The sequence below is a fragment of the Alloalcanivorax xenomutans genome (assembly GCF_032810065.1).
GTDB classification, from domain to species: Bacteria; Pseudomonadota; Gammaproteobacteria; order Pseudomonadales; family Alcanivoracaceae; genus Alloalcanivorax; species Alloalcanivorax xenomutans.
The window spans coordinates 612,776-635,032 of record NZ_CP136538.1 but is presented as its reverse complement, the minus strand read 5'-3'; the positions used below and the strand labels follow the sequence as shown (position 1 = coordinate 635,032).

At 62.9% G+C, this 22,257-nt stretch carries 21 protein-coding genes; 11 read left to right on the top strand and 10 right to left on the bottom strand.

Annotation, left to right across the window (positions count from 1 at the left end):
• Positions 1 to 103: 103 nt before the first annotated feature.
• The 5 genes from RYH70_RS03085 to RYH70_RS03065 form a co-directional block, all read right to left on the bottom strand.
• Positions 104 to 877 (bottom strand): lipopolysaccharide kinase InaA family protein, encoded by a 774-nt coding sequence (locus RYH70_RS03085; protein ID WP_022997184.1) that lies wholly within the window; start codon positions 875 to 877, stop codon positions 104 to 106.
• Between the two features lie 2 nt (positions 878 to 879).
• Positions 880 to 1,923, bottom strand: a complete 1,044-nt coding sequence (gene waaF, locus RYH70_RS03080; protein WP_055098688.1) for a lipopolysaccharide heptosyltransferase II — start codon at positions 1,921 to 1,923, stop codon at positions 880 to 882.
• A gap of 27 nt (positions 1,924 to 1,950) precedes the next feature.
• A complete protein-coding gene (locus RYH70_RS03075) occupies positions 1,951 to 2,874 on the bottom strand; it encodes a branched-chain amino acid transaminase (protein WP_022997182.1) in 924 nt (307 codons plus the stop codon).
• Positions 2,875 to 2,928: 54 nt separating this feature from the next.
• Entirely contained in the window at positions 2,929 to 5,796 is a 2,868-nt protein-coding gene (gene glnE, locus RYH70_RS03070; protein WP_317009763.1) for a bifunctional [glutamate--ammonia ligase]-adenylyl-L-tyrosine phosphorylase/[glutamate--ammonia-ligase] adenylyltransferase, read from the bottom strand.
• 140 nt (positions 5,797 to 5,936) lie between these two features.
• Positions 5,937 to 7,673, bottom strand: a complete 1,737-nt coding sequence (locus tag RYH70_RS03065; RefSeq protein ID WP_233917295.1) for a GspE/PulE family protein — start codon at positions 7,671 to 7,673, stop codon at positions 5,937 to 5,939.
• Between the two features lie 187 nt (positions 7,674 to 7,860).
• Between RYH70_RS03065 and RYH70_RS03060 the strand changes: the two genes are divergently transcribed.
• From RYH70_RS03060 to tatC, 11 genes are all read left to right on the top strand, one after another.
• Complete coding sequence (locus tag RYH70_RS03060; RefSeq protein WP_022997179.1) at positions 7,861 to 8,541, top strand: TIGR00153 family protein; 681 nt, start codon at positions 7,861 to 7,863, stop codon at positions 8,539 to 8,541.
• Positions 8,542 to 8,568: 27 nt separating this feature from the next.
• Positions 8,569 to 9,837 carry an inorganic phosphate transporter gene (locus RYH70_RS03055; protein ID WP_026948531.1) on the top strand — a complete coding sequence of 423 codons (1,269 nt, stop codon included), beginning with the start codon at positions 8,569 to 8,571 and terminating at the stop codon, positions 9,835 to 9,837.
• 105 nt (positions 9,838 to 9,942) lie between these two features.
• A complete protein-coding gene (argA, locus tag RYH70_RS03050; RefSeq protein WP_022997177.1) occupies positions 9,943 to 11,253 on the top strand; it encodes an amino-acid N-acetyltransferase in 1,311 nt (436 codons plus the stop codon).
• Between the two features lie 4 nt (positions 11,254 to 11,257).
• Positions 11,258 to 11,998 (top strand): FFLEELY motif protein, encoded by a 741-nt coding sequence (locus RYH70_RS03045; protein WP_026948530.1) that lies wholly within the window; start codon positions 11,258 to 11,260, stop codon positions 11,996 to 11,998.
• On the top strand, positions 11,995 to 12,753 hold the full coding sequence (gene ubiE, locus RYH70_RS03040; protein ID WP_022997175.1) for a bifunctional demethylmenaquinone methyltransferase/2-methoxy-6-polyprenyl-1,4-benzoquinol methylase UbiE: 759 nt from the start codon (positions 11,995 to 11,997) through the stop codon (positions 12,751 to 12,753). Before RYH70_RS03045 ends, ubiE begins: the two co-directional genes overlap by 4 nt.
• Positions 12,753 to 13,385 (top strand): ubiquinone biosynthesis accessory factor UbiJ, encoded by a 633-nt coding sequence (locus RYH70_RS03035; RefSeq protein ID WP_022997174.1) that lies wholly within the window; start codon positions 12,753 to 12,755, stop codon positions 13,383 to 13,385. Before ubiE ends, RYH70_RS03035 begins: the two co-directional genes overlap by 1 nt.
• Positions 13,386 to 13,644: 259 nt before the next feature.
• A complete protein-coding gene (locus tag RYH70_RS03030) occupies positions 13,645 to 15,261 on the top strand; it encodes an AarF/UbiB family protein (protein WP_026948529.1) in 1,617 nt (538 codons plus the stop codon).
• Positions 15,262 to 15,311: 50 nt separating this feature from the next.
• A complete protein-coding gene (locus tag RYH70_RS03025; protein WP_317009762.1) occupies positions 15,312 to 15,641 on the top strand; it encodes a phosphoribosyl-ATP diphosphatase in 330 nt (109 codons plus the stop codon).
• Positions 15,642 to 15,643: 2 nt separating this feature from the next.
• Positions 15,644 to 15,871, top strand: coding sequence for a Sec-independent protein translocase subunit TatA (gene tatA, locus RYH70_RS03020; protein WP_022997171.1), 228 nt, complete (start codon positions 15,644 to 15,646; stop codon positions 15,869 to 15,871).
• A 21-nt stretch (positions 15,872 to 15,892) separates the two neighbouring features.
• Complete coding sequence (gene tatB, locus RYH70_RS03015) at positions 15,893 to 16,288, top strand: Sec-independent protein translocase protein TatB (RefSeq protein WP_055098692.1); 396 nt, start codon at positions 15,893 to 15,895, stop codon at positions 16,286 to 16,288.
• Entirely contained in the window at positions 16,281 to 17,060 is a 780-nt protein-coding gene (gene tatC, locus RYH70_RS03010; RefSeq protein ID WP_022997169.1) for a twin-arginine translocase subunit TatC, read from the top strand. The genes tatB and tatC overlap by 8 nt, the downstream gene beginning before the upstream one ends.
• Before the next feature lie 176 nt (positions 17,061 to 17,236).
• Here the strand turns inward: tatC and RYH70_RS03005 are convergent, their stop codons facing one another.
• The 5 genes from RYH70_RS03005 to pip form a co-directional block, all read right to left on the bottom strand.
• Positions 17,237 to 18,073, bottom strand: coding sequence for an alpha/beta hydrolase (locus RYH70_RS03005; RefSeq protein ID WP_026948527.1), 837 nt, complete (start codon positions 18,071 to 18,073; stop codon positions 17,237 to 17,239).
• Entirely contained in the window at positions 18,058 to 19,887 is a 1,830-nt protein-coding gene (locus RYH70_RS03000) for an Lnb N-terminal periplasmic domain-containing protein (protein WP_080530380.1), read from the bottom strand. The genes RYH70_RS03005 and RYH70_RS03000 overlap by 16 nt, the downstream gene beginning before the upstream one ends.
• Before the next feature lie 77 nt (positions 19,888 to 19,964).
• A complete protein-coding gene (locus tag RYH70_RS02995; RefSeq protein ID WP_022997166.1) occupies positions 19,965 to 20,444 on the bottom strand; it encodes a DUF3015 domain-containing protein in 480 nt (159 codons plus the stop codon).
• Positions 20,445 to 20,606: 162 nt separating this feature from the next.
• Positions 20,607 to 21,044, bottom strand: a complete 438-nt coding sequence (gene dtd, locus RYH70_RS02990) for a D-aminoacyl-tRNA deacylase (RefSeq protein WP_317009761.1) — start codon at positions 21,042 to 21,044, stop codon at positions 20,607 to 20,609.
• A complete protein-coding gene (gene pip / locus RYH70_RS02985; RefSeq protein ID WP_317009760.1) occupies positions 21,041 to 21,985 on the bottom strand; it encodes a prolyl aminopeptidase in 945 nt (314 codons plus the stop codon). The genes dtd and pip overlap by 4 nt, the downstream gene beginning before the upstream one ends.
• Between the last annotated feature and the right edge of the window lie 272 nt (positions 21,986 to 22,257).

The following is a 22,257-nucleotide window of genomic DNA, read 5'->3' as shown; positions in this document are numbered from 1 at the left end:
CCCGACAGTCGCCCGCCATCATAACGGCTGCTTGGGGCCGGTTCATGCTCTTTACCGAAAAGATCGTGAACTTAGCGCCTGTCCATGACCTTTAAGCCTGTTCTTAGCGATAGTGCAGTTTACGGGCCAGCCAGCGGGCAAGAATTTTGCCATCCTCGCTGAGATGGCCGGTGTCCAGGTAATACTTGAGGAACCGGAGCTGATCGCGCCGGCTGACATTCTTGCTGCGCCGCGCCAGGCTTTCCAGATCCCGGAACAGGTGGCGGAAGCCGGTGAACAGGTGGGTCTTTTCCAAATCAATGAAACGGACGTCGAACCGCTCCAGTGCCGGCCGCCAGGCCACGAAAACATGCTTGGGGTAGAGATTGCGATGAGCAAAGCCCCGCAGATGCATGAAACGCAGCGTCATGCCCACGTCTTCCAGCAAACGCCAGCGCCGCTCCAGCGGCAGCGCCGGCATATCGATTTGATCGAGGCTCTGAAAGCCGTCCAGTCCCAGGCTCACCAGGACATAATGCTCATCACCGTTGTCATCGACGAAGTGATCGAAAAACACCGGCCGCGCCACCGGCACGCCCTTTTTCAAGCAGGCGGACAACGCCCTGAACTCCGTTTCCAGGGTGGCCCGCCCCCGCACGGGGTGGCGCAAGGATCGTCGGCGCTGGTTGCACTGGCATTTTATATAGAGGTTGTGACGCAACCCCGTGCCATCGTCCATTTGCAGACGATAGACATGCATGCTGCCGCCATAGCGCAGGTTGGGTTCATCCACCAGCGCCTTGTCCGGCAACGCCAGCCAGGCAGCGGCGTAATCCAGACGCCAGCCGATCAGCGCCGGACGCCAGTCCGGATCAATATACTTCCGGGGTACACGCACACTTAATCCTCCTTGACGGCCAGGTCCTGCAAAGCGGAGATCACTCGCGCCGGTTCCAGTTGGCGCAAGCAATTGAGGTGACCCAGGGGGCACTCACGCTGGAAACAGGGACTGCAATCCAGCCCCAGACGCACCACCCGCACCGCCGAACCCAGTGGTGGCGTGAAGTCCGGAGAGGTGGAGCCGTAAACCGCCACCAGCGGGCGCCCGAGGGCCGCGGCGATGTGCATCAGTCCCGAATCGTTGCTGACCACCGCGTTGGTGGCGGACAGCAAATCCACCGCTTGTTCCAGGCTGGTGCTGCCGGCCAGCAGTTGTACCGAAGACCGCTGCGCCCCGGGCAGTGCATCGCGAATGGCCCGCGCCACGGGCAGATCCTTGCCGGATCCGAAAATCCAGACCTGGCCGCCGCGGGTGCTGATCCAGTCCCGCGCCACCTCGGCATAGTGGTATTCCGGCCAGCGCTTGGCCGGGCCGAACTCCGCCCCGGGACAAAGCCCGAGCACCGGCACATCCCGATTCAAACCGTGGGCCCGCAGTGCCTGCTCCAGGCTGTCCTCACTAACCACCAGATGCGGCGGGGTGATCGTCTCAAGCAGCGGCGGAGCGGCTTGAGAGGGCAACGCCAGGGCAACGAAACGCTGCACCATCAAGGGATAACGCTGCTTATCGAGTACCCGGACGTCGTTGAGCAGGCCATAGCGCATCTCGCCACGCCACCCCGTGCGTACCGGTACCCGGGCCCAAAAGGGCACCAACGCGGATTTCAGAGAGTTGGGTAAAACGAAGCATTGATCGTAGCGACCACGCAGGGAGCGACCCAGCTTCCGGCGGGCAGCCAGCTTCAGATCGCCATGGTCGAACGGCAAATCGAGGGGGGCGCGCACTTCCGGCATGCGCGATAACAAGGGCCGGCACCAGGCGGGCGCCAGAACATCGATGGCGCAGTCCTGTTGCCGTTGCAGCTCGGCGAACAGGGTCTGCGCCATCACCATGTCACCCACCCATGAAGGGCCGACGACAAGGATGCGCTGGGATTCGGACATCAGGCGTCAGGCGTCCGTCTTCGCGTCTCAGACCGCGAAGGTCAGCCAGTTCTGGTACTCGTCCAACTTGCCGCGCACCAGATCGAAGTACACCGCCTGCAACTGCTCGGTGATCGGCCCCCGTTTGCCTTCACCGATGATACGGCCGTCCAGCTCACGGATCGGCGTCACTTCCGCCGCGGTGCCGGTGAAGAAAGCTTCGTCGGCGATGTAGAACTCGTCCCGGGTGAGACGCTTCTCACGTACCTTGTAGCCCCGTTCCTCGGCCAGTTGGATGATGGTCTTGCGGGTGATGCCGTCCAGACAGGACGTCAACTCCGGGGTGTACAGCACCTTGTCGCGGATCAGGAACACGTTCTCGCCGGAGCCTTCGGCCACGTAGCCTTCGTTATCCAGCAGCAGGGCTTCATCGGCACCACCGGAGAGGGCTTCGTTCAACGCCAGCATGGAGTTCATGTAGCTGCCGGAAGACTTCGCCTTGCACATGGTGATGTTCACATGGTGGCGGGTGTAGCTGGAGGTACGCACCTTGATACCCAGCTCCAGCGCTTCCGGAGACATGTAGGACGGCCATTCCCAGGCGGCCACGGCCACATGCACATTAAGGCCGGCGGCGCGCAGGCCCATGCCTTCACTTCCGTAGAACACCAGCGGACGCAGGTAAGCGTGGGGCAGCTTGTTTTCCCGTACCACGTCGATTTGCGCCTGGTTGATCACATCCTTGGCGTACGGCACCTTCATGTTGAGAATATGCGCGCTGTTGAAGAGCCGGTCCGTGTGCTCCCGCAGGCGGAAGATAGCCGGGCCCTTGTCGGTCTCGTAGGCCCGCACGCCTTCGAACACGCCCATGCCGTAATGCAGGGAATGCGTCAGCACGTGCACCTTGGCATCGCGCCAGGGCACCAGTTTACCATCCAGCCAGATAACACCATCTCTATCAGCCATGGACATGGCGGTCATTCTCCCAGAACTATGACCCGTGGAAGCGTGCCTTGCCGGGCACGTCTATTCTTCGAGGTCGAACCATTGCTTCCAAATCGCACGAACCCCCTCCCGCAGATCGCGGAATTCGGCATCGTCGACGATGGATTTCTCTTTGCGCAGCGAGGCGCGATGAGCCGCTGACCGGTAGGCCAGGTAGGCTTCCCTTAACAATCCGGCGTCCTGCGCCGGCATCAGTTCCAGAGCGGCAAGCGTTTCCAGCAACCGCACGTTATCGGTGAAGCGGGTCAGTTCACCGTGGGAGGAGGCCCATCTGAGTACGCCATATTGCACCATAAATTCGATATCAACGATACCTCCAGGATCCTGCTTGAGGTGGAAACGGCCTTCCTCCCCCGATCCCAGGTGCGTCACCATGCGTTCGCGCATGGCCAGAACATCATCACGCAGCCCCCGCGGATCGCGCGGCTGACACAGCACCTGATGACGAATCGCGTCGAACGCCTGACGCGCCCGGTTGCAACCGGCCACCACCCGGGCCCGCACCAGAGCCTGATGTTCCCAGGTCCAGGCATCCTGGGTCTGATACTTTTCGAACGAGGCCATGGACGACACCAGGAGCCCGGATTTGCCGCTGGGACGCAGCCGCATATCCACTTCGTACAGCTGACCGCTCATGGTGCGGGTGGAAAGGATATGAACGATGCGCTGCCCCAGGCGGGCGTAGAACTGCTCATTGGAGACCGGTTTGTCACCGTCGGTATTGCCGCCGGGGGCGGCATCGTGCAGGAACACCAGGTCCAGATCCGAGTTATGTCCCAGCTCGATGCCGCCGAGCTTGCCGTACCCCACCACCACGAAATCCGGATCGCAGGGCTGGCCGCTGTCCCGGGACGGCTTGCCGTGGCGTTCCACCAACGGCTCCCAGGCCAGCATCACCACCTGATTGAGAATGCTCTCCGCCAGCCAGGTGAGGTAATCGCTCACCTTCATCAGCGGCAGCACCTGAGTCACCTCTGATGCCGCCACCCGCAGCAGATGCGCCTGCTTGAAGTTCCTCAGCACCTCCATCTGCTGCTCCAGGTCATCCTCCGCCACTCTCAGCAATTGCTGGCGCAACTCATCATCCAGTTCGGTCCGGGCGGGCGGCGAGTACAGAGTGCCAACGTCCAGCAACTCGTCCAGCAACACCGGGTGGCGCGCCAGCCTTTCAGCGATCCAGGGGCTGGCCCCGGACAGTTTCACCAACTGGGTCAGGGCGCCGGGATTTTCCACCAGTAGCGCGATATAGGCGCTGCGCCGCAGTACCGCTTCGATAAAGGCCACCAGCCGTGCCGCGGTGACCGCGCCGTGGCCCTGATAGCCCAGACTTTCCAGCAGTAACGGCATCAACCGGTCGAGACGGTCGCGGCCGATACGCTGCATGTTCTCCACCGCCCGGCTCTCGCGCAGCTCATGGATCAGTCCATGAACCTGCTCCGCCTCCTGGATGCCCATGTTTGCCAGGGTGGCGATGGCAGCCTCGGGCTCCAGCCGCCCCTGCCAGACATCCACCAGATCCTGATCGCCCTGGCGCTCGTCGGATTCCTGTTCGGGATCGGCGATCACCTGACTGAAGTGGAAGCGCACCCGTTCCCGGTGGCGGCGCAAGCCGCGTTCGAATACACGCCGTGAGGAAAACCCCATGGCAAAGGTCAAGCGCTCCCAGCCGGCTTCGTCGTCGGGCAGCCGCTGGGTTTGCCGGTCCGCCACCGCCTGCAGCCGATGTTCCACATCACGCAGGAACACGTAGGCGTCCCGCAACTCCTCCACCACATCCTCGGGCAACAGGCCCTGCTCGAGCAGCAGCGGCAGCACCTGGATCAGGTTGGGTTGGCGCAGCGCCGGCAACTGACCGCCACGGATCAATTGGAAGGCCTGAACGATGAATTCCACTTCACGAATACCGCCGGCACCGAGTTTGACGTCCGCCTGCATCCCCTTGCGGTTCACTTCCCGCTCGATCAGAGATTTCATCTCGCGCAGAGACTGGAACGCGCCGTAGTCGATGTAACGGCGATAGACAAAGGGATTGAGCCGCTCCACCAGGCGGGCGCCGGCCTGCAGATCCCCGGCCACCGGGCGCATCTTGATCAGCGCGTAGCGTTCCCATTCCCGGCCCTGGGTTTCGTAGTAGCTTTCCATGGCGTCGAAGCCCACCGCCAGGGCACCGCTCTTGCCCCAGGGACGCAGCCGCATGTCCACACGGAACACGAAACCGTCGGCGGTGGTCTGGTCCAGCGCCTTGATCAGCTGCTGGCCGAGACGCTGGAAAAACTGGTGATAGCTGAGCGCGCGCCGCTCGCCTTCCAGCTCGCCCTCATGCTCATAGGCGAAGATCAGGTCGATATCGGAGGACAGATTCAGTTCCCGCGCGCCCAGCTTGCCCATGGCGAACACCACCAGCTTCACCGGCTGACCATCCGGCCCCGTGGGCGTGCCCTGGCGGGCCCGGGCCCAGTCGTAAAGCTGCTCCAGAGCGCAGGAAATCAGAGTATCGGCCAACAGGGACAGGTCCGCCACGGTGCTGTGGTAGTCACCCTGTCCGGCCAGATCCCGCCAGATGATGCGGGCCATATGGCGCTGCCGCAGCCGCCGCAGCACCTGTTTCAGCTCATCCTCGCCGGCACAGGCGGCCACTGTCTGTTGTACCTGGGCAACCAGCGACATCGCGTCCAGGCGTTGATTCAGGGAGTGCTCGAGCAACCAGGGTCCCAGTTCACCGTCACGAATAAACTGTTCCGCCACGAAGTCGGAACCCGCCCAGACTTTGGGCAGATCGGCGAGCAGAGCGTCAGGCAGGGTATGGCCCGCCTCCTGAAACCGTTGCCAATGCTGGCCAACCAGCTGGGCAAGGTCATCGGGCAGGCCGGAATAGTCCGGTTCTGTCATGGGTGGTATTGTCCACGGCCTCGAAACATAACGAAAGACCAGGGACGACATACCGATGGTCGGCCACGATGCTCCCCCGGGATGCACCGGCCTCGTCCCCGCCCTCCTCCCTGGCCTGGATGCCACGCATCCCGACCAGGTCAGGCCAACAGCATATCCGGGGACGGCGTTACCCGCATCACTTCTTCCACCGTGGTGAATCCGGCGGCCACTTTCTGGGCGCCGCTGATACGCAGCGGCTTCATGCCACCCCGCACCGCTTCACGGGTAAGCGACTCGAGATCGCCACCACGATTGACCAGGCTTTTTACCGGCGCCGCCAGCGGCATGGCTTCATACACCCCCATCCGCCCCAAATAGCCGGTGCCCCGGCACTCCAGACAGCCCACCGGCCGATACCAGGTTGCCGGCTGAGTCATCTTGAATGGCCGCACCAGCTCCCGCCAGGATGCCGCGTCCACCGCTTGCGGCGCCTTGCAGTGCGGGCACAGGGTCCGCACCAACCGCTGGGCCATGACCCCGGTGACAGCGGCGGTGATCAGATAAGGCGGCACGCCGAGATCGGTGAGCCGCACAATCGACGAAGGCGCATCATTGGTGTGCAGGGTGGACAACACCAGGTGGCCGGTCAGCGCCGCCTGGATCGCCATTTCCGCGGTGGCCAGATCGCGAATCTCGCCGATCATGATGATGTCCGGGTCCTGCCGCAGCATCGCCCGCACCCCCTCGGCGAAGCCGACGTCGATATTGGCCTGCACCTGCATCTGATTGAAGCTGGGTTCCACCATTTCGATGGGATCCTCGATGGTGCAGACATTGACCTCGCTGGTCGCCAGCTGCTTGAGCGTGGAATACAGGGTGGTGGTTTTACCGGAGCCGGTGGGCCCGGTGACGAAGACGATGCCGTGAGTGTGGCCGGTCATGGCCCGCCAAGCCTGGTGGTCCTCCTGGCTGAAGCCCATCTGCGCGAAGCTGCGCACCAGTACCTCCGGATCGAAGATCCGCATCACCATCTTCTCGCCAAAGGCGGTGGGCAACGTGGACAGCCGCAGCTCCACCTCATTGCCATCCGGTGTTTTGGTCTTGAGGCGACCGTCCTGAGGTTTGCGCTTCTCCGCCACGTTCAGCCGGGACAGGATCTTGAGGCGGCTGGTCACCGCCGCCATCACCGGTGCCGGCAATTCATAGACGTCGTGCAGAACGCCGTCGATACGAAAACGCATGCGCCCGGTATCCCGGCGCGGCTCCAGGTGGATGTCGCTGGCGCGTTGGGAGAACGCATACTGCAGGATCCAGTCGACGATATTGACGATGTGCTGGTCATCAGCGTCCGGCCGCCCCCGCCCGACCTCCAGCAGCTGCTCGAAATTGGCGATATCCGTGCCGCCCTGTCCACCGGAGCGGCGAGCCCCGGCGATGGAGCGGCTGAGATTGTAGAATTCAATGCGATAGCGGCGCAGCGCCTCCGGGTTCGCCAGTACTACCCGCACCGCCCGGTCCCCCAGCACCTGCTGCAGATCCTCGCGCCAGTCCAGCCGGTAAGGCTGATCGCAGCCCACCACCACCGTATCCGCCGACACTTCCAGCGCCAGGATGCCGTGGCGTTCGGCGAAGGCGTAGCTCATTACCTCGGTGACCCGGTCCACTTCCACCTTGAGCGGGTCGATGTGATACAGGCTCAGACCGCTTTTTTTCGCCAGCCAGGCGGTCAGCACTTCGATGTCGAGGAGAGTGTGCTCGTCCTGGCGGTCGGCCAGCCGGTATTTCGCCACCACCTGCAGCGGATGCCAGCTCTGTTCACTGCTTTCCCGCGGCGTGGTGGAGATCACGTTGTAGTCTTCCCGGGTCACGCGCTGCTCTTCGAGCAATTCACGCATGACCCAGCGAACATCCAGCTCGAACGCCCGGGACGGGCGAGCCGTGGTGGTGGCACCGATCACTACTACCCCCAAAAACCCATCTCACAATTAAGAAGATAGTATCAGCTTCCCATGAGATAGGCAGCGGCGCCGCTATCCACTATACTCGCGCCCACTTCAGTGACGATTCCGTGACAGGGTCCCTATGTCCTTTGGCAGCTCCATCGCCGGCCTTTTCGGCCGATCGCCGATACGCCCCCTGCAAAAGCATTACGACACCGTGCACGATTGCGCTTTGGGCCTGGGCGATTTCTTCTCCGCGGTCCGCGACAGTGACTGGGAACGTGCCCGCGAGGCCCGCCAGCGCATCGCCCAACTGGAAAACCAGGCCGACGAGCTGAAGAAAGAGTTCCGCCTCAATTTGCCCAAAAGCCTGTTTTTGCCGGTGCCCCGCTCCGATCTGCTGGAACTGGTCAGCGTGCAGGACAAGGTGGCCAACAAGGCCAAGGACATCGCCGGTCTCATGCTGGGCCGGCAGATGACGCTCCCCCCCAGCCTCGCCGATAGCATGACCGACTATCTGCAAGGCGCCATCGATACTTCCGCCCAGGCCAAGAAGGCCATCAATGAACTGGACGAACTGGTGGAAACCGGTTTCAGCGGCCGGGAAATCCGTCTGGTGGAAGAGCTCATCGAGGAATTGGATCGCCTGGAACGGGCCAACGACGACCAGCAGGTGCAGATCCGCGCCCAGCTGTTCAAATTGGAATCCGAATTGCCTCCGGTGGATGTGATGTTCCTATACAAGATCATCGACTGGATCGGTGACCTGGCCGACCGCGCTCAAAAGGTTGGCGGCCATCTTCAATTGTTGCTTGCCCGCTAGGGTCCGGCAGACCAGCAGAGGTTCCCTATGGAGTGGATGCTCGAACACAGCACCCTGATGCTGCTCATTGCCGGCGGCGCCGGTTTCCTGATGGCCCTGGGCGTGGGCGCCAATGACGTTGCCAACGCCATGGGTACGTCGGTGGGGGCGCGGGCCCTCACCGTCAAACAGGCGGTTCTGATCGCCATCGTTTTCGAGTTCGCCGGGGCCTACCTGGCCGGCGGCGAAGTCACCGCCACCATCCGCAAGGGCATCATCGACGCCGAGGTGTTCAACCAGACGCCTCATTATCTGGTCTACGGCATGCTCGCCGCGTTACTGGCCGCCGGTATCTGGCTGGTGGTGGCCTCCTGGGCGGGCTGGCCGGTATCGACCACCCACTCCATCGTCGGCGCCATCGTCGGCTTCGCCGCGGTTGGCGTGGGCATGGACTCGGTGCATTGGGGGCAGGTGGGTTCCATTGTCGCCAGTTGGGTCACCTCGCCGCTGCTGGCGGGCTTCCTCTCCTTCGCCTTGATAAAGAGCGTGCAGAAACTGGTTCTCAACCATGACGACCCGTTCCAGCGGGCCAAGAAAGTGGTGCCGTTCTACATGTTCCTGGTGGGTTTCGTGATCACCAAGGTAACCCTGGTCAAAGGCCTCAAGCACGTGGGGCTGGAGATGAGCTTTGGCGCCAGCACCCTGTGGGCCATCGCCGGCGGCGCCGTGGTGGCCGGCCTCGGGGTTCTGTTCCTGAGCCGCATCCAGCCGGATCCGGAAGCCGACAAGGATTTTCGTTTCAGTTCGGTGGAGCGGGTGTTCGCGGTACTGATGATTTTCACCGCCTGCGCCATGGCCTTCGCGCATGGCTCCAATGACGTGGCCAATGCGGTGGGCCCGCTGGCGGCGATCAGCAGCGTGCTCGCCAATGGCGGCGTGATTGGCAAGGAAGCGATTATTCCCAGTTGGGTTTTACTGGTAGGGGCCATGGGGATCGTCTTTGGCCTGGCGGTACTCGGCGCCCGGGTGATGGCCACGGTGGGCACCAAGATCACCGAGCTGACCCCGAGCCGCGGCTTCGCCGCCGAACTGGGCGCCGCCACCACCGTGGTGCTGGCGTCCGGCACCGGCCTGCCCATCTCCACCACCCACACTCTGGTGGGCGCGGTACTCGGCGTCGGCATGGCGCGCGGCATTGGCTCGCTCAACCTGCGCGTGATCAGCACCATCTTCACCTCCTGGATCGTCACCCTGCCCGCCGGGGCGCTGTTGTCGATTCTGTTCTTCTATTTCTTCAAGGGCCTGTTCGGGGCCTGACCCATCGCGGCCCACGGGCCGCGAGCGCTTTTGCCCCAGCCCCCTGGCGCGGCCCCGGCCGCGCTGGCTATACTGGCCCATCCCCTTGATTGGCCGAGAAAAACCGTGAGCACTACCGACCAGGTGAACTGGTTTCGCAACTCCTCCCCCTACATCAACGCCCATCGTGGCCGCACTTTCGTGGTGATGATGACCGGTGAGGTCCTGGACAGTCCGTTACTGCCCTCCCTGGTGCATGACCTGGCGCTGCTCAACACCCTCGGCGTGCGCCTGGTCCTGGTCCACGGGGCCCGGCCGCAGATCAGCCGGCGCCTTCATGCCGCCGGTCTGGAAACCCATTTCGAGCACCACACCCGGATCACCGACAGCGCCGCGCTGGAAGCGGTGATCGCCGCGGTGGGCGCACTGCGGCTGAAGCTGGAAGGCCTGTTCTCCATGGGGCTGGCGAACACCCCCATGCACAACGCCTCGATCCAGCTGATCAGCGGCAACTTCGTCATCGCCAAACCCAAGGGGGTACGCGATGGATTCGACTACCAGCACACCGGCGAGGTGCGCCGCATAGAGGTCGGACCGATCCGCCGGCAGGTGGACGCCGGCAACGTGGTGCTGCTGTCACCGCTGGGAAGCTCCCCCACCGGCGAGCTGTTCAACCTGAATGCGGAGGAAGTGGCCTCCACCGCCGCCATCGCCCTGGCCGCCGACAAGTTGATCGTACTGGGCGACGGCGTGCGCATCGACGATGAACACCAACGCATACTGCGCGAGCTGACCCCGCAGGAAGCCGGGCGCCTGCTCGCCGACCAGCGCCTGCAGGACAGCGCCCTGGAACGGCATCTTACCGCCGCCTGTCACGCCGCCAGTAACGGTGTGGCACGCGCCCACCTGCTGGACGCCGGCGACGACGGCGTGCTGTTGAAGGAACTGTTCACCCGGGACGGCTGCGGCACCATGGTCACGCGGGAGACCTACGAAACCCTGCGCGGCGCGCGCATCGAGGATGTCGGCGGCGTGCTGGAACTGATCTCTCCGCTGGAGGCGGACGGCACCCTGGTGCGCCGTTCCCGGGAGCTGCTGGAAAGCGAGATACAACGCTTCCTGATCATCGAGCGGGATGGCATGGTGATCGCCTGCGCGGCGCTCTACCCCTTCCCCGATGAAAAAGTGGGCGAGCTGGCCTGCGTCGCCGTGCATCCGCAGTATCGCAGTGGCGAGCGCGGCATTCAGTTGTTGCGGCAACTGGAGCGGCGGGCACGGGAGCAGGGCCTGGAACGGCTGTTCGTGCTCACCACCCATACCGCCCACTGGTTCCAGGAACAGGGGTTCCAGCCGGCGGATGTGCACAGCCTGCCGGCGCAACGGCAACAGCTGTACAACTGGCAGCGCAATTCCAAGGTGTTCGTCAAGACGCTCTGACCATATGCCCAGTTCCCGGACCTCCGCCACCGGCACCGCGCCCGACAGCGCCGGCCTTCGCCTGCGCCATTTTCTGGAGCGTTTTTTCCAGCTGCGCCAGCATGGTGACGACGCGGTATTCCTGGCCCGCCTGCAGCGGCTGCGGGCCATCCAGCGGCAGCGGCTTGCCGATACCCACGCCGATCTGCTCGCCGATCAACGGCTGCAACCAGCGCTGACTTTCCTGCTGGATGACGTCTACGGTGGCCAGGATCTGCTGCCAGTGGCCACCGAAATTCGCCGTGCCCTGCCCAAGGCGCTGAAGTTACTGCCCGACCGGGTCATGGCCACCTCCGCCCTGGCCCTGGAAGCGGCGATTCTCACCCAGGAACTGGATGAGGCCCTGGTCAGGACGCTGGGAGAGCGATTGGATCAGCCGCTGGACCAGGCCGGCTATGCCGAAGGCTACCGCGATCTCGGCGATGACGGAGCGCGCCGGCAACAGATCACACTGGTGGCGGAACTGGGGCCGCGGCTGGACCGCTATATCCGCTCACGCACCCTGCAGGCGACCTTCCGGCTGGTGCGCAAACCCGCTCATGCGGCGGGCTTCTCGAACCTGTATGATTTCATCGACCGCAGTTTCCGGGTAATGAAACCGGTGCCCAGCGTGACCGCCCTGCTCGAGCGCGTGGCGGCCCGCGAGGACGCGATCATGACGCGCCTGTTCGCCCGGCACCCTTTTCCGTTCAAGGACATCCCATGACCGACGCCAACGACGACAAAGTAACCCACTTCGGCTACCAGCAGGTTCCCTGGCAGGAAAAACAGCAGCGGGTGGCGGGCGTGTTCCGTTCGGTGGCGGCCAAATACGACGTCATGAACGACCTGATTTCACTGGGAAGCCACCGTATCCTCAAACGCATGACCATCGAACTGGCCGGGGTGCGTCCGGGCCAGCGAGTGCTGGATCTGGCCGGCGGCACCGGCGATCTGGCGATCAAATTCTCCCGTCTGGCCGGCGAAACCGGCCAGGTGGTGCTGGCCGACATCAATGACGCGATGCTGGCGGTGGGCCGGGACCGGCTCTACGACGCGGGTTGCGGGCACAACACACAAGTGGCCCAGGTCAATGGTGAGTGCCTTCCTTTCGCCGACAATAGCTTCCACTGCGTGACCATCGCCTTCGGCTTGCGCAACATCACCGACAAGGACGCGGCCCTGCGCTCCATGCTGCGCGTGCTCAAACCCGGTGGCCGTCTGCTGGTACTGGAGTTCTCGCAGCCGGTGAACAAGCCCTTCGCCAAGCTGTATGACCTGTACTCCTTCGCGGTCTGGCCGCGGCTGGGCAAACTGGTGGTCAATGACGCCGACAGTTATCAGTACCTGGCCGAGTCGATCCGCATGCACCCGGACCAGGACACTTTGCAAGGCATGATGGACGAGGCCGGCTTCGTGCGTACCGAATACTTCAACATGATCGGCGGCGTGGTGGCCCTGCACCGGGGGTTCAAGGCCTGATGTCGGATCCCGGACTGCTCTCCACCACCGCCGTGGCCGCCCTGGAGCGGGCCATCAACACGGCATTGCGCGGCGACCCGGTGACCGCCGCCGCGCTTAGCCAGCATGCTGGCCGGTTGCTGGCGGTACACAGCACTTTGCCGCGCACCTCGGTGTTTCTACTGATCGTGGACGATGGCGTCGAGCTGTATCTGCGCAGCGAAGCGGCGGCGGACGTCAGCGTCACCGGCAATCCGGTGGACCTGGCCGCGCTGCTGCTGGACTGGAAACGACAGCCCAGCGCCATTGGCGGCCCGGTTCGCATCGAAGGCAATCGCGAGTTGCTGCAGTCCCTGCGCGAGCTGGCCCGCGACCTGCAACTGGACTGGGGCGCCATGCTGGAACCGGCGCTTGGCGGTGAGTTGGCGCAGACTCTGCACCAGGGCGCCATGCGTCTGGGCGGTTGGGCCCGTGAAGCATTTCGCCGCATTGGCGACCAGGTGGGCGACTACCTGGGTAACGAATCCGGCCTGCTGGCGCTGCGCCGGGAAGTGTACGAGTTCTACCAGGACGTGGATGAGCTGCGCGGTGATGTGGACCGCCTGGAAGCCCGCGTTCAGCGTTTGAAGGCCCGTTCCCGCCCGGTTCGATAGTCGCGTTGCCGCCTCAAAGCGGGCCAGGCAAGGCGTGAGGAGAGAAGTTTAGCGTGCTAAATGAACGACGAAGAACACCGGCTGGCCCGCTTTGGGGCGCAACCCGAAGGGCCGGGGCCGTTTTCCCGCGACCCTGCGTTGCGGCTCGCTCATGTGGCCAGCCACACCGCGCTCACCGCGCCTTGGCTAGCGAGAAAACGGCCCCCGGCGCGATTATCGAACCGGGCGGGAACAGGCCCGCAAGGAGTTCCACGCGCTGATGCCACCGTTTGCCCGTTTATTCTCGGTCGCCCTGGTGGTGTGCCGCTATCGTCTGCTGTCCCTGCTTCCGGCGCATCCCATTCGCCCGCTGCTGGTCTTTCTGCAGTACCTGGTGCCAACCAGCTGGCGCGGCACCGGCGACCTCAGCGAAGGCGAACGTCTGCGGTTGGCGCTGGAGGAGTTAGGGCCGATCTTCATCAAATTCGGCCAGTTGATGGCCACTCGCCGGGATCTGCTGCCACCGGACTGGACCGAATCCCTGGCGCGCCTGCAGGATCAGGTGGCGCCCTTCGATGGCGGTGAAGCCCGGCAAAAGGTCCAGGCCAGTCTGCCCAAGCCCTTCGATCAGGTGTTCGCCACCTTCGACGAGCGGCCATTGGCCTCCGCCTCGGTGGCCCAGGTGCATCCGGCCACCTTGCTGGACGGCCGCGAGGTGGTGGTCAAGGTATTGCGCCCCGGTGTCGAAATGAAGGTGGAGCGGGACCTGCGAGTAATGGGCTTCGGCGCCCGGGTACTGGAGAAACTCTGGGCTGACTCCCGCTATTTCCATCCGGTGCGGGTGGTGCGCGACTACCAGTCGGTGATCCGTGGCGAACTGGACCTGGAACAGGAAGCCAGCAACAGCGAGACCATGCGCCGGCATTTCCTGTTCAGCTCCCTGCTGCACATCCCGGAAGTGCACCTGGATGTGTCCTCCCGCCAGGTGATGATCTCCGATCGCATTTACGGTATCCCGGTCAACGATATCGAGCGCATCAAGGCCGCTGGCATCGACCCTCGGGCCCTGGCCGAACGCGGTGTGGAAATCTTCTTCGCCCAGGTGTTCCGGCACAATTTCTTCCATGCCGACATGCACCCGGGCAATATTTTCGTCAATCCGGCCAACCCGGATCTGCCCCAGTACATGGCGGTGGATTGCGCCATTGCCGGACGCCTGTCCCGCCAAGATCTCAACGTGCTGGGGCGCATGGTCCTGGCGGTGATGCGCGAGGATTACCCGATGCTGGTGGACCTGGTGATCCGGGCGGGATGGAGCAACGCCCCGATCGACCGCCACCGTTTCGAGCAGGAGGCCACCCAACTGCTGGCGCCGGTACGCTCCGCCTCGCTGGAGCAGCTGGAATTCGCCCCGTTGATCCTGCGCCTGTTTGATCTGGCCCGGGAATATCATATCGAGGCGCCGGTACAATATGTGCTGTTAATGAAGACCCTGGTGCATATCGAGGGGCTCGGCCGCAGCATTTACCCGCAACTGGATATCTGGACCGTGGGACGGCCGTTGCTGGAAGCGTGGATGATGGAGGAGTACGGCCCGACCGCCACGCTCAACAAACTGCGCAACCGGCTACCGGAATGGACCGCTCAATTGCCGGAAATGCCCGATCTGCTGCGTGACGCCCTGGAAAATCTGCGCGATCAGCCACAGCGGCAACGGGACCTGGAATTCCGCCTGGCACTAAACTTGCGACGCAATCGGCGCCGCGTCCTGGCGGGTATCGGCGGGGTGGCGCTGGGACTGCTGGCGGGCATCGACGTGCTGCTGGCCGGCAGCGGCTGGGCCTGGCCCCTAGCCGGCGCCGGCGCCGTGTTGCTGGCATGGTCGTTGCGCGCGTAGGTGAACCGGCCCGTACTTTGCTACACTGACGGGCCTGCACTGGAGACACCATGTCGGATATTCTTAACCAATTGCACCAAGTCCTGGAGGCCCGCAAAGGGGCGGCCCCGGACAGTTCCTATGTGGCGAGTCTGTACCATAAGGGCCTGAACAAGATCCTGGAGAAAGTCGGCGAGGAAGCCGTGGAAACCCTGCTCGCGGCCCGGGACCTGGAAGCCGGCGGCGAGGCCCAGGCCTTGATCAGTGAAACCGCTGATCTGTGGTTTCATTCCATGGTCATGTTGGCCCACCTAGGATTGCACCCCGACCAAGTGCTGGCGGAACTGGAGCGTCGCTTCGGCCTGTCCGGGCACGAAGAAAAAGCCTCTCGAGGAGATTAATCATGTTTTCCGGTATCAGTATTTGGCAATTGCTCATCGTCCTGGCCATCGTGGTTCTGCTGTTCGGGACCAAGAAGCTGCGCAACATCGGCAACGATCTCGGCGGCGCGGTCAAGGGCTTCAAGGACTCCATGCGTGACGGAGAAAATGAGCAGGACCAGCAACGTCTGGCCGACGACCAGCGCGAGACCACCCAGGAACAGAAAGAAAAGGACAAGGATCAGGTCTGACCTGAGCGGAGCCGCTAACCCATGTTCGATGTCGGCTTTTCCGAGCTGCTGCTGATTTTTGTTATCGCCCTGGTGGTGCTGGGCCCCGAGCGCCTGCCGAAAGCGGCCCGCACTCTGGGCTACTGGGTAGGCCGTGCCCGCTCCACCTTCAATAACCTGCGCAACGAGCTGGAACGCGAAGCGTTGAACATGGACATGCGTGAGCGCATGGAAAAACAGATGCGGGAAATGGGGCTGGACGAAGACAGCATCCGCAAGGCCAAGGACAGCCTGCTGTCTCCGCACGAAGTGGCCGAAGCCCGGCGCAAGCCGGAACCGCCAGCCCAGAGCGAGACCGATCTGAACGCCACGGATGATACTCCCGCGCCTTCCGAACCCTCCTCTTCCCGCCCGGCGGAGAACAAGTCCAATGAATGACGAGCACCACGGCGATACCGCGCAACCGCTGGTAGCTCACCTTCTGGAACTGCGTAACCGCCTGCTACGGGCAGTGGTGGCGGTTCTGGTGGTGTTCCTGTGTCTGTTTTATTTTTCCCGGGAACTGTACACGCTGGTCGCCGCGCCCCTCATGCAGGCAATGCCCGAGGGCACCCACATGATCGCCACCGGCGTGGCCGCGCCCTTCCTGGCACCGTTCAAACTGACGCTGTATCTGAGCATCTTCGTGGCGGTCCCGGTCATTCTGCATCAGGCCTGGGCCTTCGTGGCCCCGGGGCTCTACCGCCATGAAAAACGGCTGGCGATCCCGTTGCTGATGAGCAGCGTTCTGCTGTTCTACGCTGGCGCCGCCTTCGCCTACTTCGTGGTCTTCCCGTTGATGTTCCAGTTCTTCACCTCGGTGGCCCCGGAAGGCGTGGCCGTGTCCACCGACATCAGCAGTTATCTGGATTTCGTACTGGCGCTGTTTCTGGCTTTCGGTGTCGCCTTCGAGCTGCCCATCGCCATCGTCCTGCTGATCGCCTCCGGCGCCACCACCGCCGCCAAGCTGGCCTCCTCACGGGCCTATGTGGTGGTGGCCTGTTTTGTGCTCGGCATGCTGCTGACCCCCCCGGACATTATCAGCCAGACCTTGCTCGCCCTGCCCATGTGGCTGCTGTTTGAAGTAGGGCTGATCTTCGGCCGGTTCGTCGAGAAGGAAAAGGTGCAGCGGGAAGAGGAAGACAACGGCGTTTCCGCCAAGGACGAGTGAGAGGTTGATCGCGGTACTTTCTTTGGCCGCTCCTGGCAGGAAAGCAGCGGCGGGAAGCGGCCACGGCCGCGAATGCCCCCCGAGCCGTTGGGCATTCGCTTGCAAGCAAGCTCCCACAGCGGCTTCGTAGCATGTGGGAGCCAGCCTGCTGGCGAAGGGACGCGCCAGCTTGACGATCAGCCTCCCAGGCACGCCTTGTCGCGCAGGAAATCGACGATCCGGGCGCGAACCGCTGGATCCCTCGTTCCCTGCCCATGGCCGCCGCGCAGCGGCTGAAACAGCTTCGGTGCCTCGGCGGCGTGGTACAGGCGCTCGCCCTGTGCATAGGGGATCACTGGATCTTCCCGGCTATGCAGAATCAGTAACGGGCGCGGTGCCAAAGCGGCAATGTTGTTCTCCGGATCCCAGTCGCGCGGTGGCAACGTCGGCACCACCAGCCATTGCAACGGCCACAGCAACCAGCTGCGCCCCATTACATCCTTGGCAATGTCCCGATAACTGGCAAAGGTGCCCTCGAACACCACGCACTGGACCTTGCCCTCATTGGCCGGCCGCGCCAGCACCCGGGTTCCCATGGCCGCCCCAAGACTTTGACCAAACAAAATAATCGGCTTGCCCTCGGCACGCCCGGAAGCCGCCAACCAGTCCAGTCCCAGTTGGATGTCATCGAACACCTCCGGCAGCCCGGCGGAACCTTCCGACAAACCGTAGCCCCGGTAATCCAGCAGCAGCACATTGAAACCCTGCTCCGGCATCCATTGCACATTGGCCAGATGCGTGCTGATGTTCTCCGCATTACCGTGCAGATAATAAACGGTGGCAACGCTGTCTCCACGGGCCGGCAGCCACCAGGCGTGCAGGCGCAGCCCGTCCGGATGAATCAGCACCACGTCCTCATAATCCAGCCCCTGGCGTGCCGGATTCTGCGCCCAGGGCTTCATCGGATAGAAGAACACGCCACTGCATCCGCTTACCAGCAACGGCACCAACAGCAGCATCAGTCGTAATACCATCGCCACTCCAGATTGAAACCGGTGTCACTGTCACCGCGCCAGCCTTCGCGTTCCAGAGAGGCGCGCAAACCATGCTGACGCCCCAGCGCATAGTGAGCGCTGAACCGGGAACGATGCCGGTATTCGTCGTTGGTAAAGTAATGCCCGGCACTGCTGAGTTGCCACTGCCAGGCGCCGGTGTTGTAAAGCAACCCGGCCTCGGCGCCCCCGCCTGGAGTAATCCAGGTGCTGAAAGCGCTGTTGTTTTCCGCCCGGGCGCTGAGCAGCACATAGGGTTGCCAGCCCTGCCAGCGCCAGCTGAGGCCGGCTCCTCCCTGAACATAACGGGTCAACCGGCGGCCTTGCGCCCAGGCCCGTTCCAACCCACCTTCCACATACCAGCTCAACGGCTTGGAGAAAGTGTCGCGGGGGCTCAGCGAGCGAATACTGACCAGGTCCAGACGTTCCAGTTTCACTGCCTGACTCTCAGTACTGCGTAAGGTAACACCCAGCCCCTCGATCTGCGCGCCGTCAAGAAAGCCTCGGCGGTTATCCAGCAGGTCATGGTAGGTCATCCGCCAGGTGAGCTGACCGTAATCGTCCGCGCCCCATTGCCCACCGGAAACGCCCAGCATTTTGGTGCCGTGTCCCTCTTCCGGCGGCCGTTGTGGCTGCACCGAAGGCGGTGTTGTCGATGGCAGCCGGCTCATCAATCCCAACAAAGCGAAGGAACGTTTGGCCACGTCCTCGGTACGCGCCTCCTTGCGATGGATAAACCGTACATGACGGTAAGCGGTTTGCGCCATCAACGCCTGCCGCGGCGGCGGGTAGGCCTGAAACTCCGCGCTTTGCGCCAAATCCGGATCATCGGCGAGACGGCGGGAAAGGCGCCGTTCCGCCACCGTCATCTCCGCCACCAGGGCTTCCAGCTCCTGCGCCTTGGACGGTCGATAATGGCGCTGTTCGATCAGGTCTTTATCGTCCAGAGCCCGCACCGTATTGACGGGCAGCTCAGCGAACCGCCACTTGTCCAGCAAGCCGGTGCCGGGCCGGGCCACTTCCACCAGTTCCAACAGCCGGAATGAGCAATTTTCGTCGAAAAAGTAATAATCGAAATTGATGTCCTTGAGTTCCCACAAATGCTCAATGACCCAGTCAATCTCTTCCTGATTCAAGGTCAAGTCATACTCCCAGATGTCCCGGTTTTCCATATGGGAGTATTCCTGGATTTTCTGCACATAGGGCACCAGGGTAAAGCGCCCTGGATAGCCCCCGGCCAGGCCACGGTATATATAAAACAGAGAATTGTCCTGCTCCGAGGTCATGGCACCGAAATTGACCGCCCAGGACAGCCAGACCGTCTCGTCGCCGGTCTGATCCAGCCGTAACAAAGTGTGGCCGAACATGGAAGACGGGCTGTTCAGGTAGGCGGCGGGAAAGACCAGCACGGCCCGGTTCGCCTGAACGGACTGGCGCCATTCCATGTACTCATCACAATGGGCGAAAGGCGCGCTCTCTTCCCAACCCAAGTGCTCGGCAAAAAAGCGATAGCGGGCCGGGAAACGGCAGCGCTCCGGCGCCTGTGCCAGCCGCAACGCCTCGATGGAGGCATTCAGTTCCGCCAGCGGATCATCCTTGCCGGTATCGGAGAGAAAAAAATTATCGTCGTCCACATAGCTGCGGTGGCGATCACGAAGGGTGGCGCCCGGATTAATATGCAGCAAGGCCTGCCAGCGCGGCTCCCGGGCAAGAAGCTCCCGGCTTTGCGCGGCGGCAACGGTATCGGACAGGATCAGGAACAGGCCCGCGAGGGCGCACAGAACTCCAGTGCGCATGGCACATCCTGGCAGGGAAAAAGAAAAGCGTGAAACGAGGGCCCCGCCGAGGCAGCGGGGCCGTCAGGCACTTACACTTATACGTACTTGGCCAGTTGTTGGTCCTGGCTCATTACCATGTTGATTTGCTGCATTACTTCCGCGGCAGTGACGTCCTGGCTCGGGAAGATGGAGGCGAAGTTCTGATGCATGACGCTGTTGAAATGAGCGCGATCCGCCGCGTCCACACCGATGGAAACGGACAGCGCGGTCAGGGCCTCACCTTCACCCACCGCCATGTCCTGAGCCACTTCTTCCATCACGCCGGTCATCCCCAGCAGGCTTTCACCGCTGTAGGTCAGAGCGCCATTGGTGTCACAACCGTTGGTGCCGGAAGTCATGCCAAAGGTCGCGTTGCCGGAGGTGCCGTTCACGATAGTGGCCAAAAGATGCATGGGAAGGCCGGATTTGCCTTCGAACAACAGGTTACCCCAACCACAGCCCGGACCACCCGGAGCCACGGCGTGAGCGGAGAAGGAAGCACCCATCAGTGCAGCAGCAAGAAGCGTTTTTTTCATCTTTGATCTCCTGATGTTTTTTACCATCGTCCCTAAGGAACTTGCTTTGGCCCCCATCGACGATCCCCGGGAGCATGCAAATCATCATAAACCAGGGGTTTCCCATTGCAATACGGCTGTCACGTAAAAAAGGGCCATTTACAAAACGCAACCTGACCGGGATCACAGCTCCAGCAGAAAAGTCACCGGCCCATCGTTGATCAAATGCACTTGCATGTCGGCACCGAAGCGGCCGGTAGCCACCGGCACCTGGTGAGCCGTCAAGGCGTCGACGAACTCCTGATACAGGCGCAACCCCTGCTCCGGTTCCGCGGCACCGGAAAAGCCGGGCCGGCGCCCTTTGCGGGTATCCGCCGCCAGGGTGAACTGGGAGACCGCCAGCACCTCCCCGGCCACATCGCGGACATCCAGATTCATCTTGCCCTGCTCATCGGAGAACACCCGGTAACCGGCCAGCCGTTCCGCCAGCCGCCGGGCTGTATCAGACGCATCGCCCCGCTCCACACCGACAAAGACCAGCAGGCCCCGACCTATGCGGCCAATCTCTTCCCCCGCCACTTCCACACGGGCTTCGCGCACTCGCTGCAGCAACACTTTCACGCCAGTCCCTCGTGCTGTTCCAGACGATGGACCGCGGCAATCAACGCCTCCCCGACCCCCGCCTCACTGGTGGCATGGCCGGCGCCGGGCACCCAGCGCAGGCGACTGTCCGGCAGTGTCTGATGCAACAACCACGCTTGCTCCGGCGGACACACCAGATCATAGCTGCCGTGCACGATCTCCACCGGGCAGCGCAACCGAGCGCAGCGCGGCAGTAGCGGTTCCGGTAAGAAGCCCTCGTGCATGAAGTAGTGAGTTTCGAGCCTGGCCATGGGCCAGGCATGATCGTCCACGTCCACACCGGTCGGTGGTATAAGAGCGGACAAATGGGTTTCCCAACGTGTCCACTCCCGAGCCAGCCGCATGCCCTCCCCGTTCTGGTCTTCACACGCGGCGAGCGCGGCATGATAACGGGCCAGCACCGTGCCTTCCCCGGGCGGCAGGGCCCCCACCAGCCGCTGCCATTGCTCGGGGCGATAACGGGCGGCACCGTGCTCCGTGTAAAGCCAGTCCATGTCTTGTCGCCGGCACAGGAAGACACCTCGCAATACCAGTGACGCCACCCGCTCACCATGCTCCAGAGCATAGCTGAGAGCCAGCGTGCTGCCCCAGGATCCTCCCATCACCACCCGCCAGCGGGACACGCCCAGATGCTGGCGAATACGTTCGATATCGTCGACCAGGTGTGCCAGGGTATTGTGGTTGGTGTCGGCGTGAGGGCGGCTCTTGCCGGCGCCGCGCTGGTCATGGATCACGATGCGATAAAGACGGGGATCAAACAATCGGCGCAGCAACGGCGAGCTGCCGCCACCGGGGCCGCCATGGAGCACCATCACCGGCATACCGTCCGGATTGCCACATTGTTCCAGATAGAGCTCATGACCGTCGCCGACGGGCAGATACTCCTGATGAAAGGGTTCGAGGGGAGGATAAAGCGCCATGGTGATCTTCTTGCCGGGGAGCGCTCCAGCATAAGGGTTGCGGGGACAAGCGCAAGACGTGGGAAAAACCCCCTGAAATCCTCTGGCCGCTGGTGTTCCATAATTTGCCGGCACACCATTCGCTGTTAAAGCAGCTTCCAACGGGCAGGACTACGAAGCCACTGTGGGAAGCTTGCTTGCAAGCGAATGTCCCAACATCAGAGGCCGCATTCGCCAGCAAGCTAGCTCCCACGGACCCTGCCACGAAGCCGCTGTGGGAGCCTGCCTGCAGG

Bases quoted from the DNA above. Each gene is read 5' to 3' on its own strand.
- waaF (WP_055098688.1), bottom strand. From the start codon at position 1,923: ATGTCCGAATCCCAGCGCATCCTTGTCGTCGGCCCTTCATGGGTGGGT.
- RYH70_RS03075 (WP_022997182.1), bottom strand. From the start codon at position 2,874: ATGTCCATGGCTGATAGAGATGGTGTTATCTGGCTGGATGGTAAACTG.
- glnE (WP_317009763.1), bottom strand. From the start codon at position 5,796: ATGACAGAACCGGACTATTCCGGCCTGCCCGATGACCTTGCCCAGCTG.
- RYH70_RS03065 (WP_233917295.1), bottom strand. From the start codon at position 7,673: ATGCGTGAATTGCTCGAAGAGCAGCGCGTGACCCGGGAAGACTACAAC.
- RYH70_RS03060 (WP_022997179.1), top strand. From the start codon at position 7,861: ATGTCCTTTGGCAGCTCCATCGCCGGCCTTTTCGGCCGATCGCCGATA.
- RYH70_RS03055 (WP_026948531.1), top strand. From the start codon at position 8,569: ATGGAGTGGATGCTCGAACACAGCACCCTGATGCTGCTCATTGCCGGC.
- RYH70_RS03045 (WP_026948530.1), top strand. From the start codon at position 11,258: ATGCCCAGTTCCCGGACCTCCGCCACCGGCACCGCGCCCGACAGCGCC.
- ubiE (WP_022997175.1), top strand. From the start codon at position 11,995: ATGACCGACGCCAACGACGACAAAGTAACCCACTTCGGCTACCAGCAG.
- RYH70_RS03035 (WP_022997174.1), top strand. From the start codon at position 12,753: ATGTCGGATCCCGGACTGCTCTCCACCACCGCCGTGGCCGCCCTGGAG.
- RYH70_RS03030 (WP_026948529.1), top strand. From the start codon at position 13,645: ATGCCACCGTTTGCCCGTTTATTCTCGGTCGCCCTGGTGGTGTGCCGC.
- RYH70_RS03025 (WP_317009762.1), top strand. From the start codon at position 15,312: ATGTCGGATATTCTTAACCAATTGCACCAAGTCCTGGAGGCCCGCAAA.
- tatA (WP_022997171.1), top strand. From the start codon at position 15,644: ATGTTTTCCGGTATCAGTATTTGGCAATTGCTCATCGTCCTGGCCATC.
- tatB (WP_055098692.1), top strand. From the start codon at position 15,893: ATGTTCGATGTCGGCTTTTCCGAGCTGCTGCTGATTTTTGTTATCGCC.
- tatC (WP_022997169.1), top strand. From the start codon at position 16,281: ATGAATGACGAGCACCACGGCGATACCGCGCAACCGCTGGTAGCTCAC.
- RYH70_RS03005 (WP_026948527.1), bottom strand. From the start codon at position 18,073: ATGGTATTACGACTGATGCTGCTGTTGGTGCCGTTGCTGGTAAGCGGA.
- RYH70_RS03000 (WP_080530380.1), bottom strand. From the start codon at position 19,887: ATGCGCACTGGAGTTCTGTGCGCCCTCGCGGGCCTGTTCCTGATCCTG.
- RYH70_RS02995 (WP_022997166.1), bottom strand. From the start codon at position 20,444: ATGAAAAAAACGCTTCTTGCTGCTGCACTGATGGGTGCTTCCTTCTCC.
- pip (WP_317009760.1), bottom strand. From the start codon at position 21,985: ATGGCGCTTTATCCTCCCCTCGAACCCTTTCATCAGGAGTATCTGCCC.